At 49.9% G+C, this 12,235-nt stretch carries 10 protein-coding genes; 1 reads left to right on the top strand and 9 read right to left on the bottom strand.

All coding sequences use genetic code 11. From position 1 onward, the window contains the following. Positions 1–293 precede the first annotated feature (293 nt). Positions 294–728: a DUF4395 domain-containing protein gene (locus ACFRAM_RS16620; RefSeq protein WP_379466778.1), complete on the top strand. Its 435-nt coding sequence runs from the start codon at positions 294–296 to the stop codon at positions 726–728. Between the two features lie 82 nt (positions 729–810). Here ACFRAM_RS16620 and ACFRAM_RS16615 read toward each other — a convergent pair whose 3' ends face one another. The 9 genes from ACFRAM_RS16615 to ACFRAM_RS16575 form a co-directional block, all read right to left on the bottom strand. After that, positions 811–1,332 (bottom strand): hypothetical protein, encoded by a 522-nt coding sequence (locus ACFRAM_RS16615; protein ID WP_379466986.1) that lies wholly within the window; start codon positions 1,330–1,332, stop codon positions 811–813. A 1,120-nt stretch (positions 1,333–2,452) separates the two neighbouring features. Next, positions 2,453–4,057, bottom strand: coding sequence for an HAL/PAL/TAL family ammonia-lyase (locus ACFRAM_RS16610; RefSeq protein WP_379466777.1), 1,605 nt, complete (start codon positions 4,055–4,057; stop codon positions 2,453–2,455). Then, positions 4,050–5,192 (bottom strand): thiohydantoin desulfurase, encoded by a 1,143-nt coding sequence (locus tag ACFRAM_RS16605; RefSeq protein ID WP_379466776.1) that lies wholly within the window; start codon positions 5,190–5,192, stop codon positions 4,050–4,052. The genes ACFRAM_RS16610 and ACFRAM_RS16605 overlap by 8 nt, the downstream gene beginning before the upstream one ends. Before the next feature lie 63 nt (positions 5,193–5,255). Then, positions 5,256–6,926, bottom strand: coding sequence for a thiourocanate hydratase (locus ACFRAM_RS16600; RefSeq protein ID WP_379466775.1), 1,671 nt, complete (start codon positions 6,924–6,926; stop codon positions 5,256–5,258). A 25-nt stretch (positions 6,927–6,951) separates the two neighbouring features. After that, positions 6,952–8,307, bottom strand: coding sequence for an LLM class flavin-dependent oxidoreductase (locus tag ACFRAM_RS16595; protein ID WP_379466774.1), 1,356 nt, complete (start codon positions 8,305–8,307; stop codon positions 6,952–6,954). Positions 8,308–8,380: 73 nt separating this feature from the next. Beyond that, a complete protein-coding gene (locus ACFRAM_RS16590) occupies positions 8,381–9,319 on the bottom strand; it encodes an ABC transporter substrate-binding protein (RefSeq protein ID WP_379466773.1) in 939 nt (312 codons plus the stop codon). Positions 9,320–9,348: 29 nt separating this feature from the next. Continuing rightward, a complete protein-coding gene (locus ACFRAM_RS16585) occupies positions 9,349–9,999 on the bottom strand; it encodes an ABC transporter permease (RefSeq protein ID WP_175372710.1) in 651 nt (216 codons plus the stop codon). Continuing rightward, positions 9,996–11,135, bottom strand: coding sequence for a betaine/proline/choline family ABC transporter ATP-binding protein (locus ACFRAM_RS16580; protein WP_379466772.1), 1,140 nt, complete (start codon positions 11,133–11,135; stop codon positions 9,996–9,998). Before ACFRAM_RS16580 ends, ACFRAM_RS16585 begins: the two co-directional genes overlap by 4 nt. 236 nt (positions 11,136–11,371) lie before the next feature. Further along, positions 11,372–12,112: an IclR family transcriptional regulator gene (locus tag ACFRAM_RS16575; RefSeq protein WP_175372773.1), complete on the bottom strand. Its 741-nt coding sequence runs from the start codon at positions 12,110–12,112 to the stop codon at positions 11,372–11,374. Positions 12,113–12,235 lie beyond the last annotated feature (123 nt).

Raw genomic sequence — 12,235 nt, 5'->3', positions numbered from 1 at the left:
TATTCCCACTAATAACCTTCCCTGTGCCCTCTACGCTATGCCGAATTCGCATTCTAAACATTATAACGTTATATTCTTTTTTCTAATTTCTATCCTATCTTATGTTTAGGTTGAAGCGCAATACATGAATTTGATTTACGAACTTTCAATTTTCGGTAGGTCAGGCGAACCCTATGCTGCTTGCAATCTCATTGAATACGATTGTTTAACCTATATAAAAACAGATGATGTCTTCCCAAACGCCTAAGCCACCGTTATACTATAATTATTCCAATATGTTAGGTGTGATTAATGTGAGCAATGGTACCAAAGGCATTCCGCGCCCACTTGTGAAAACCAACCAGAGCTTTATAGTTCTTTCTGTCCTGATAACCTGGTTTACCGGGCAATACTGGATTCTTGCACTGCCGCTCGCAGCCGGATTATCGGGCCTGATCTTCGGATATAATCCTGTCATCAAGCTGGCTGCCACTTTTCTTAGAAAAGAACGCTCTGCGTATGTCCTTGAGGATTGGGATCAGCAGCAGTTCAACCAAAGCATCGCTGTGGGCTGCCTTGCTGCCGGATTGCTCAGCTTCTTAGTAGGCTGGACCGTTGCCGCCTACATATTCACTGCACTGGTTGCCGTTGCTGCAACTGTAGCTATTCTCGGCTTCTGCATCGGCTGCTTCATCCATTATCAATGGAGAATGTATACCTATCGTCGCAAGCAAAGCAGCACGCATTAAGTCATAACAGAAACCCCGGACGGAGTTATGGACACGATTCCATAATTCTGACCGGGGTTTATTTGATATAACTTCAGTATTATTATTCAGCTGCGTCCCAGCGGTGGCGATACTTCTCCAGACGCGGATGGAGAAATGCCGGCGCTTCCGACAAGAGCAGGCGAATTTTCACAATCCACTCTTCAAAAGAGGAAAACGAGGCGAATTGGTTCGCCATATCCGGTGTCAGATATAAAAAATGCGGAGCCGGATATCTCTCCGTCAGATGACGAAGCGCAGAATCTAGCGGTGTATATTTCTTCCTCTTTCCTTCCCAGCCTTCAACCGTTATGAAGGACACACCCTGTTCTCTTTTCCATTCATGCAGACGATCCTCCCGCTTGTAAAAAGCTTGGACTGGTTCTTTGGACAAACGGCGCACGGTCTCTTCATGCAGCGGATAGAGCACTAATTTAGTGAACTTGCGATCCGTAGCGGTCTTGGCTGCTGCCGCAAGCTCAAAGCTTTGGATATGCTCAAATGAATCATAGAAAATCAAAGTGCCTTTACGCTGCTCGACGGGCGGCTCATAGCCGTAAGGGACGTGAACAATATTTCTTGTCATCATTTACCTCCTGTTTCTTGTAGTTATGGAGATATGAAAGTATGAATTATTCTTGTTCCAAACAAAAAGGAATGCGTTTATCGCATCCCTATATATTTACTTCACCAGCATTTGATTGTTGAAGTTCTGGATAAAAGCGTGGATGCCTTTTCCAACTTCATCCATGGAAACATCCGCTTCAGGTTAAGTTTATCATAGAACGTATTTAAAAACCAAACATAGCCAGAAAAAAAGAGAGCTTATACAAGAAGGATCGAATGTAATTAACGGCATTTTCGTACCTTAAATTCGCCGCAACTAAAGGGTAATGGAGATTAAGTGCAATATTGTATCTTAAATCCTCCACAATACCCCATCCGGTGTGTTTTTTCGGAAAACAAGATACAAAAATGTACTTATTTACCTTATTTAATTATTTTCAAGAAAAATAAGGTGCAAAAATGCTGTTAATTAGGGAGGAACCTCTTGGCAAAAACAAATAAAACCATCAACCCAACTTCGAAACTTTTCCGGCAAGCTTTATCTAATAATATATTAGTAAACGCTCTCAAAGGATTGTTGTGACGATTGACAGGAGCGCTTCCGGGAAGTTCGCCATAAACAAATCCCTCTTCGTATTTATACGCGATTGCTCCCTGTATAATTTTATTATTATCTCCTATGACGAGAAGCTTATACGGTTTTGACAAACTTCCCGTTTGAAGATACTTACTCCAAGTGATTTTTCTTTCCCAGCCCAAACGCTTGAGAGACGTGCCTCTTCTAACTCCAAATCTAATTTTCTGAATTGAGATTATATCACAGCATAGAGAGCTAAGGAGTGATCTTAGTGGAAGGCAAATAAGAAAGTTACGATCAAAAAATTCGGGAAATTCTTAAGTTTACGAGAATAAACATAAAAAACCGGAACTTCCCCGAAAAGGGCAGCCCGGCTGTCAGTCCTACAATTCTTTTTCCCTGAAAAATGGCGTTGTTCTATTCAGCTTGATTGATGGTATAGCAGGCGCTCCGGCCTGCCTCAAGTGAGCATTTGATGCCATTCATTTAGAAAGACTCCATTCTCCTTGAATCATCATTTTGAAAAATATAGATCAAAACCATAATCAATCTATTGATATAATTAATTATTAATATGATTACCAAATTTATTTCTCACTGCATTGAGCCATTTACCATCCTTAAACAAACGGTAAGCCCGTTCGATATCCACAGTCTGATTGCGGTCCTCGGACAGGAAAGGTATTTCAGAACGCAGTAGTTCATATCCAGCTCCGGTACCCTCACCCAAGCGCAAACCGCCACGAAGGTCAATGGCTTGAGCTGCATGAAGAGCTTCGATCGCCAGAATGTAAGCTAAGCGGTCAGCGATCTCCCGAAGCTTGGAAACGACATAAGGGGAGTTAGCTGCGTGATCTTCAATGTCTCCTGCAAGCGACATATAATCGGCAGAGACCGGGTTGCTGAGATGACGAATCTCCGCATCCAGGGAGGCGGCAGTTTTCTGTACTGTGCAAAAGCCGATCGAGCGGCTTGGGTCAGCAGTCAAAAACCGGCTCAAGCCAGTAAAGCCAGGATCACCTAGCTTGATCATCCGGTAGCAGGAGCTTTTGGACACATGATGCAGGGCACTGCCGAGCATCTCAAAGCCTAACGTCCATGTCACCGGATCATAGTTGGCGCAAGACAAGATGCGCCGTTCTTCCGTCAGGACACAAGGATTATCGTCAGAGCTATTCAAATGAATCTCCAATTGCTGACGTGTGTAATCCAAAGCATCCCTGGCGGCTCCGTGAATCTGGCAGGCATCCCGGAAGCTCAGCGGGTCTTGCAGTGATTCCGGATTGAATCCGCCCCACAGATCGCTGTTCTTTAGCGCTGCCCGGACCTGAGACAGACTGCCTAGCTGGCCTGGGAACGGCCGCTTGCGGTGCACTGATTCATCCAGCGGACTGATATTCCCGCGAATGGCTTCCAGAGACAATGCGTAGACGTAATCTGCAGCCTCCAATAGATCACGGATTTCGACCAATGCCAAGGCACCATTGCCTGCAGAGAGTGCATTGGAGCTGACAATGGCCAGCCCGTCCTTTGGACCGAGACTTAGCGGTGCCAGACCTGCTGCTGCAAGCGCTTCAAGAGCAGGTAACCGGCGGCCGGAGACATCGACTTCCCCTTCGCCAATCATGGCCAGGCCAATATGCGAAATGGTCGTGATATCCGCTGCGCCCACAGATCCACGCAGTGGCAGAACCGGATGAATCCCCAGGTTCAGAAATTCAGCATAACGCTCGGCAATTTCCGGCTGAGCGCCTGTCGCTCCCGCCAGCAGGCCGTTGAGCCGGGCCAGCATGACTGCCCGGACCACTTCCTCCGGCGCGTCCGGCTGCACGCCAGCACTGTGCGATAGCAGCAAGTTGCGGTTATAGGCTTCAAAATAACCAGAGTCAATGATCTTGTCCTTGTTCCAGCCCACTCCCCGATTCAATCCATAGACTGGCACGCCTTCGGCAGCGAGCTCGAAAATCACTTTACGGGCTGCTTCCAGCCGCTCCCGGGCCTCTGCTGCAATCACTACAGGCCTACGCTGTCGTGCTACACCGTCAACATCTTCGATACTCAAGCTGTCTCCATCCAGAATCAAGTGATTAATCCCATTAACTGAATGACTGCCCACTCCATGATCGCCCTTAGCTACTGTTCCAAAGACTGCTGTATCCTCAGGCATAAACCTCTATCTCCTTACTCTCCTTCTTCACTTTACTTTCCTTTTTCTCTTTGTCGAAGGCATAGCTTTGTAGATCAATACCGAGTGCTTCTTCAACCTCAGGATACACGCTAGGGTCTTTTACACTGGAACTGAGTGGAATCTTGGATTTATCGATGGAGAATACAGCAACCTCCATCCCCTCTCTTATGTCACCTACACTCACCGGCAATCCCGTCTGCAAATCGAACGTAGTAATAACATCCGGGAAGGTTGTCAGACGCTTGCCCTTCTGATCGTCCACAGCCATATATTCATTCATGACATGAAGGACCAGCGTTTTCTTGGGAATTTCGACTTCAATCGTGCCGATGTCAAAAGCGCCCGAATAACGCACGTTCTTCGCAGTCACCGTGCCTCTGCCAAGAATTTTGCCCTTCGTCTTGCGAACAACTGCCTTCAGCACAGCCTCTGGTCCATCCGGTTCAGCCTTCAAGATCGTTCTGCCCAGCTCTAGAGCAATGGAAATGCCCCCGATTGCGGCATGCTCCTTGATATACTTGGCTGGTAGTGGATGACGTGCAGCGGCAATGAATCCACCCGCCATGTCCGAGGCCGTCCGCAGAATATTAGAAGTTCGAGCTGGCGTCCCTTTGACCACCAGTTCAATGTAGCTGCCGTTCTCCGGATTGCCCCCGGCCACAGCCTGTATAGTCTCGTAATCAATGGAAGACGCAAGGCCGAGCGAGCCCATTTTGCCAGTAGGATGCGCGCGGATGTCTCCAGTGGCATCAATGACTGCCAAACCAAGCGCGGCCGCAGGCAGCCAGCCGTTAATCGTACTGGACATACCATTTTGCGGTGTCATGACTCCGGCAATCTTACCGTCATATTTATCAATCACAAGCTGTACCGCTTTGATGTAATCTTTGCCGAGCATCTGCCAGTCCCGGCCTGCCGGAGCACCTATGGCCGTACAGGTCAGAATGATCGCATCATCCGGCAGTTCATCTATGGACAAAAGCTTGGGCCGGCCAAGACCAAGAGCAGCATGGCCGATCTCCAGTCCATGGTCGACCCAACCGCCGCCGCCGCTGGCGAATACGGAGCCCCCTTTAACCGCTGCTTCCACATCATCTCTTGTCAGTTCACGCATGTGTATTTCCCCCTTATGTCAATTATGCAATTTCTGCGCTGGGACATTAGACTACGCATTGCGTTATTCCGCTGGAATGGTCTCATAGCGCGTCGTATCAATCCGGGCGATGCCTTTGTCTTGCACTTCTTCCAGTGATTCGCCGTAACCGGCATCTGCATAGCGAAGAACGCCAATCCCTGTATCGTTGTCAAGTGCAGTACGAAGACGCAGATCGCTTGCCTCCGTACCGTCAGCTACAATCGTAACCCCTGCGCTGGTCATATAGCCGGAGTATCCTCCCCCACCGGAATGAATGGCCACCAGATCAGCCATCGACGAACAGTTCAGCATCGCGTTCAATAGCGGCCAATCAGAGATAGCATCGCTACCATCCTTCATCCGCTCCGTCATGATGTTGGGATGCGTCATGGCTCCGGCATCCAGATGGTCACGCGAGAAGGCTACTGGACCAGCAAGCTTACCTTCGCGTACTAACTGGTTAACCGCGAGCGCCAGCTTGCTGCGATCCTGGTGGCCGAACCAGCCGATCCGGGCTGGCAGGCCTTCGAATGGAACGTACGTATTGGCTAGCTTGATCCAATTAGAGACGATCTCATTGTCGCTGAATTCCTTCAAGATATAATCATCGATGATGCGAATATCCTCAGCTTCACCGCTAAGTGCTACCCAGCGGAAAGGCCCAATTGCTCTTGCAAACAGCGGACGCAGAAAAGCCTCTGTAAAAATATCAATATCAAACGCGTTATCTACGCCGTATTGCACCGCCTGGGAACGGATGTTGTTGCCATTGTCGAAGACAACCGCCCCCCGTTCCTTGAACGCCAGCATCGCCTGGACCTCCTTGGCGATGGAGGCTCCGGCAGCGGCTTGCAGCTCAGCCGGCCGGTCCTTGCGGGCCGCGGCAGCTGAAGCTGGTGTATAGCCGCTCGGAATATATCCGTACAGCAGGTCATGTGCGGACGTCTGGTCCGTCACAACATCAGGCTGTACGCCCCGTCGCAGCAGCTCCGGATAAACATCGGCGGCATTGCCCAGCAGGCCGACCGATACACTCGTGCCATTCGTTACCGCCTCCTTAATCCAGGACAGCGCCTCATCGAGGCTGTCTGTCTTCCGCTGCAGGTAACCGGCAGCGATCCGCTTGTCGATCCGCTCCTCCGCCACCTCCACACAAAGAATAGCGGCATTCGCCATATGGCCAGCCAACGGCTGCGCACCACCCATGCCGCCGAGCCCAGCGGTCAGAATGAAGCGTCCACGCAGATCGCCGCCAAAATGCAATCGGGCAATACTTTGAAAGATCTCATAGGTTCCCTGGATAACCCCCTGTGAACCTATGTACTGCCAGGCGGCTGCGGTGAGCCCGCCCCAAATGATTAACCCTTTGTCCTGCAGCTCGTAGAAGTTCTCACTGGTCGCCCAGCGTCCCACGAGATTGCAGTTCGCCATAACAACCAGCGGTGCCTGGCGGTGCGTTTTGAAGATACCGATCGGCTTGCCGGACTGGATGACGAGTGTCTCATCCTCTTCCAACTGCTTCAGTGTCTCCACGATTGCCCTGTACGAGGGCCAATTCCGCGCCGCTTTTCCCAGAGAAGCATACACAATTAGTTCCTTCTGGTTCTCACCGTTCTCCAGCACGTTCTCTAACATGCGCAAGAGTGCTTCCTGCCTCCAGCCCTTGCAGCGCAGTGTTCCGCCTCTCTTCGCAGTAATTCTTGTCACTGCCATCCCCCGCTTTCAGTTCGCTGTTCTGTCATTGTGGTGTGACGGCTTCCGGCGTTTTAGCATACCGGCTTTCCGGCTTGCTGAAGCCTAGGTGTTCCCGTAGTGTAGTACCTTCATATTCCTGGCGTAGCAGACCTCTCTGCTGAAGAATTGGTACGACTTTCTCCACGAAATCGTCGAGCGCTCCCGGCAAATACGGGAAAGCGATATTGAAGCCGTCGGCAGCTCCACCGGTGAACCAGGCTTCAATGTAATCAGCAACCTGTTCCGGCGTGCCGGCGAAAACCCGTTTCGTAGTGACCCTTTTTGCGACTTGTATGAGTGTTAGGTCCTCATTAATCAGAAGCTCGCGGATGCTTTGCAATCTAGATTTGCTCTGGTTGAACCCCTCTTCCTCCGGCAGAAAAGGCAGTGGTTCATCCTGTGGATAACCCGATACGTCCACCCCAATGTAATGGGACAACAGATCCAGTGCCAGCCGGTCAGGGGTCTGGTTCTCCACTTCAGCGAGGCGTTCCGCCGCCTCCTCTTCGGTGTCTCCAAGGATTGGCATCAGAGCCGGCATGATTTTGAGATCATCCGGAGAACGGCCGTATTTAGCCAATCTGCCCTTGATATCTGCGTACAACGCCTGGCCTTCAGCCAGCGTGCCGCCAGGAGCGAACACAACTTCAGCTGTAGCGGCAGCCACTTCTTTTCCCGCCTCAGAAGCTCCAGCCTGAATCAATACCGGATAGCCTTGCGGCGGACGAGAAACATTCAACGGGCCTTTGACTTTAAAGTGCTTGCCCTCATGATCCAGATTATGAAGCTTATCTTTATCTGCGAAAAAGCCAGTTTCCTTGTCAAACAGCAGCGCATCCTCATCCCAACTATCCCAGAGTCCCTGAGTAACATCGACAAACTCCTTGGCCCGCTCATATCGCAGCTCATGCTGCAAATGACTTTCCTTTCCGAAATTCCGGGCCTCCTCGTCCGTTTGAGAGGTCACAATATTCCACGCGGCCCGCCCGCCGCTGAAATGATCCAGCGTTGCCAGCTTGCGCGCAATATGATACGGATCGTTATATGTTGTGGAGATGGTTGCAGCCAGCCCAATATGGCTAGTTACCGCCGCCAGTGCAGACAGCAGGGTGAACGGCTCCGGCCGAATATGGTTAGAATGGCTAACCCCCGATTCAAAACGGTCCCAGACATAGAGCTCATCCGCATAGAAGAACATGTCGAATCGCCCACGCTCCGCCGTTTGTACAATTCTTTTGTAATAATCGAAACTCAGAAGCCCCTCGGCCTCAGACCTGGGATGTCTCCAGCTTGAAATATGCTCACCCGCCGGAAAAAACATCATCGCTCCCAGGGCGAGCTGCCGTGTACTGTTGCTCATAACGTGTTATCCCCTCTCATCCGTTAATTGTTGGGTTATGTCATTGTCAGGCCTCAATCGGTAATGAGAAAGCCTACTTAATCAGTCCTTGTGACTTCAGCCATTCACGGGCGACATCGATAGCGGGTTTCTGTTCCTGCTCCACCTCGGCATTCAGCTTCTGCATAGCGGTTTCGTCCAATTTGCCTGCCAGTTTGTTGAGCGTTTCTTTCAACTCAGGATGCTCATCCAGCGTCTGCTCGCGTACAACCGGGAAAGCGTCATAAGGCACAAACACATGCTTGTCATCTTCGAGCGCCACGAGATCGTTCGCCAAGATTTGGCTGTCTGTCGAATACGGAAGCATCACATCAATCAGCTTCTGCTTGATCGCTTGGTACCGCAAGGAACTGTCTTGAATGGACTTCGTTTCCTTGAACTTTGGCTTATAAATACTTTCTACGTATGGCCAGGCATCCGCACGGTTCAGGAACTCCTCACTGGCCCCGAAGACCAATTCGCCCGATTTCTCAGCAAGCTGTGATGCTGTCTTCAAGTCATACTTTTCAGCGGTTTCCCTACGTACAGCAAAGACATAGGTATTATTAAAGCCAAGCGGATCAAGCGCGATCAGCTTGTTTTTTTCCTTTAGCTGGGTGACAACGGTCTTAAATGCTTTGTCCGGATCAAATTCGGGCTCTAGCTTTAAAATATTGATCAGTGCCGTCCCGCTGTACTCCACATATGCATCCACATCTCCTGAGCCAATGGCATTCCAGAGCAACGTGTTGTCCAGCTTCTTGATCTCTGTCTTCAGCTTCGTGTCATTCTCAACCAGAAGTTTTAAAGCATTTGCCAAAATATCCGACTCAGCAAATCCTTTGGTAGCCAGGACAATCGTATCCTTGCCCTCAGAAGCCTTGGAATTGGAGCAGCCCGCCGCAGTAAACACAGTGGTGAGTACTAACCCTAGGGTGATAAGCAGCTTACTTCCTTTTGTTGCCGTCCATCTTGTTGGGTTTACAGTTGTCATGATCCATACCACTCTCCCTGGGTAAATTCTTAAAATTTATTCAAGTGCCGCAGGCCTTTAGGGGTAAGTGCCCGGTTCAGCAGCAGCAATATGAAGTTAACGGAGATTACCAATAGTGAGACCGGAATGGCCCCTTCCATAATGGTAACTGTGTTGATCATGGCAATTCCTCTGGTGATGATGTCTCCAAGCCCTCCGGCAGCAATGTAAGTAGCAATCGTAGCAAGACTGATGGTCTGTACAGCGACCAGCCTTACACCTGCCATGATGACACTGCGTGCAATGGGGAGCTGAACCATACTCATCATCTGCCATTTGGTCATGCCCATTCCGGTACCCGCCTCAAGGAGAGAAGGCTGAACCCCATTGATGCCAACGTAGGTGTTCTGAAGCATTGGAAGCACAGCATATAAGGTCAACGCGATAATGGCTGGGGTAGTACCGATACCTACCAGTGGAATCATGAACCCGAACAGTGCCAGGCTCGGAATGGTCTGGATGGCCGAGACAACGGTAATGATCGTGTTCGCCATCCGCTTGTGGCTGGTCAGAAAAATCCCGAGGGGAACCGCGATGAATCCAGCAATGAGAACAGATATCAGAGATAGATACATGTGCTCTCCCGTTTTGCTCAGTATCATCGGCCAGTCGGCGGCTAACGTATCCCATACATGATTCATGCGCTATGCTCCTCCCTGTGAAGATGTCGTCCCAGTGCTTCTATAACGCTGGAACGGGTGACGGTGCCAATCAGCCGGTTGCTGTCATCCACAACAGGCAGGATCCGGTGACTGCGAATCTGCTCGAAGACCTCGGACAACGGTGTGTGTGCCAAAAGGGAGCTTGTATCACTTTGGACGATCGCGCCAACCTTTAGCGTGCTGTCATGCAGAAGATGCTGGCTGATTTCTTCAATTCCGACAATCCCCAGTAGCTCACCCCATGCCCCGGTTACAGCCAAAGCTTCTGCGCTGTTTGCTCTCAGAAGTTCAAGGGCTTCATCAATTGGAGCCTGATGATCAATAGACAGACCATCGATCATGATATGGTGAGCCGTCCCTGGCGACAAGTCGTTCTGGAAACGTTCCGAGCCCAGAAATTCAACCACAAATTCATTGGCCGGGTGAGCCAGTAGTTCAGCGGGCGTACTGCTCTGCACCACTTCACCTTCGCTCAGCAGAATAACCCGGTCAGCGATTTTCAGCGCTTCATCAATGTCATGTGTCACGAAGACAATCGTCTTGTGCAGGCGCTGGTTGAGGTTGATCAGTTCTTTCTGGAGCTGGACCCGGCTGATCGGATCAAGCGCACTGAATGGTTCATCCATCAGGATGATTGAAGGGTCGGATGCCAGAGCACGGGCCACCCCTATTCGCTGTTGCTGTCCTCCGCTTAACTCATGGGGATAACGTTTGCGGTACTGCTCCGGCGAAAGACCAATCAACTGAAGAAGCTTGGTTACCTGCTCTCTGCGCTCCCCCTTGCCTGCACCTTTGAGTCTCGGAACAATCCCGATATTCTCTTCGATGGTCATATGGGGAAAGAGACCGATCTGCTGAATGACATATCCAATATCCCGTCTCAGACTCACAGCGTCCACAGAGCCGATATCCCTTCCTTCAACAAGAACCTGTCCCTCACTGGGCTCCTCTAGCCGGTTGATCATTTTAAGCAGTGTAGTCTTACCGCAGCCGGAAGGTCCGATAATCGTTACTATCTGCCCTTTTGGTACCGTGAGGTTAAAATCACGCAGCACTGTACCTGAACCGTAATCCTTGCTTACATTCCTGAACTCAACCGCTACTGCTTCAGCCATACTGCCCCTCTCCCTTCAAAATGTATTATTCTTATTTGTAAACTTGGTTTTGGTGCAAAAACTTACCTCCAAATAGCAAAAGAGGCCTTATTCTTCGTCTGAGCGAAAAACAAGACCTCCATAGGTATGGTCAGTCATATTATTGTCATGTGATAATTAGATACCGTAAGACAATAATATTGGTGAGATACACTTTTGTCAATCATAAATTAAACTATTCTAATCGGAATTAAAAACTAATTCCCGCCACCCATCCGTCGTGACAGCTCCGCTGCCGCTTTGGTTACTGCTTCAATGTTTGTCTTGTCCTGCTCGTTGCTGCAGCGGAAGCTGGGTCCAGCCACGGCGAGGCTTGCAATTACAGGACCTTGACCGTCCGTGATTGGTGCCGCTATGGCATACACATCAGGGTCAACCTCACCCTTGGTAATGCTGTAGTTCTGCTCACGAATGGTCGCAAGTTCAGCTATGAGCCCTTCCCTCTCCTTGTCACTGCTAAGCAGCTGCAAGATTCTCTCCGTTACCTTGGCGCTTTCGAAAGCAAGAATGCATTTGCCCGAAGCCCCCATATGTAGTGGCAGAATCCGTCCATTGTCGATGGAGAATTGAATCAGGCCACGGCTCTTCACATTCTGAATGCATACCGCATTGTTGCCCGTTCGGACAAACAGAATTGAAGTTTCCTGTACCTTCTCCGTCAATTCTTCCATAATGGGGAGGGCCAGCGGCAGTAAATCACGTTGGAACTGCATGTTCAGACTACGCGCCAAATCAAGAATGCGCAGGCCAAGGCCAATCTGGTTCTTCCCCCTCCTTTCGATAATTCCATTCTGTTCTAAGGTCTGCAGAAAACGATAGGTCGTACTCTCCGGAATGGACACTTTCTGCGCGATTTCACTCACCGTCAGCGTCCCGCTCTCTTCCGACAAAGCGAATAAGATATCCAGCGCACGGCTTAACGTCTGCGTTCCGTTCATTTTTTGCACTAGCCAACGACTCCTCTTTTATCCAATAGAAGACTTGTAATATTGTGATTTTAGCCTATTTTCCGGAAAAATTACAGTTCGATCTGTTTAAAAAGATTCATCTCCTTTGTTCTC

The organism is Paenibacillus sp. NPDC056722, from assembly GCF_042790635.1.
Lineage (GTDB): Bacteria > Bacillota > Bacilli > Paenibacillales > Paenibacillaceae > Paenibacillus_AQ > Paenibacillus_AQ agri.
The sequence above is the reverse complement of the archived record's forward strand: the minus strand, read 5'-3'. Positions and strand labels throughout refer to the sequence as shown.

Excerpts from the sequence above, each read along its gene's own strand:
- ACFRAM_RS16610 (WP_379466777.1), bottom strand. The coding sequence starts at position 4,057 with ATGCCTGAGGATACAGCAGTCTTTGGAACAGTAGCTAAGGGCGATCAT.
- ACFRAM_RS16600 (WP_379466775.1), bottom strand. The coding sequence starts at position 6,926 with ATGGCAGTGACAAGAATTACTGCGAAGAGAGGCGGAACACTGCGCTGC.
- ACFRAM_RS16605 (WP_379466776.1), bottom strand. The coding sequence starts at position 5,192 with ATGCGTGAACTGACAAGAGATGATGTGGAAGCAGCGGTTAAAGGGGGC.
- ACFRAM_RS16580 (WP_379466772.1), bottom strand. The coding sequence starts at position 11,135 with ATGGCTGAAGCAGTAGCGGTTGAGTTCAGGAATGTAAGCAAGGATTAC.
- ACFRAM_RS16595 (WP_379466774.1), bottom strand. The coding sequence starts at position 8,307 with ATGAGCAACAGTACACGGCAGCTCGCCCTGGGAGCGATGATGTTTTTT.
- ACFRAM_RS16615 (WP_379466986.1), bottom strand. The coding sequence starts at position 1,332 with ATGACAAGAAATATTGTTCACGTCCCTTACGGCTATGAGCCGCCCGTC.
- ACFRAM_RS16590 (WP_379466773.1), bottom strand. The coding sequence starts at position 9,319 with ATGACAACTGTAAACCCAACAAGATGGACGGCAACAAAAGGAAGTAAG.
- ACFRAM_RS16575 (WP_175372773.1), bottom strand. The coding sequence starts at position 12,112 with ATGAACGGAACGCAGACGTTAAGCCGTGCGCTGGATATCTTATTCGCT.
- ACFRAM_RS16585 (WP_175372710.1), bottom strand. The coding sequence starts at position 9,999 with ATGAATCATGTATGGGATACGTTAGCCGCCGACTGGCCGATGATACTG.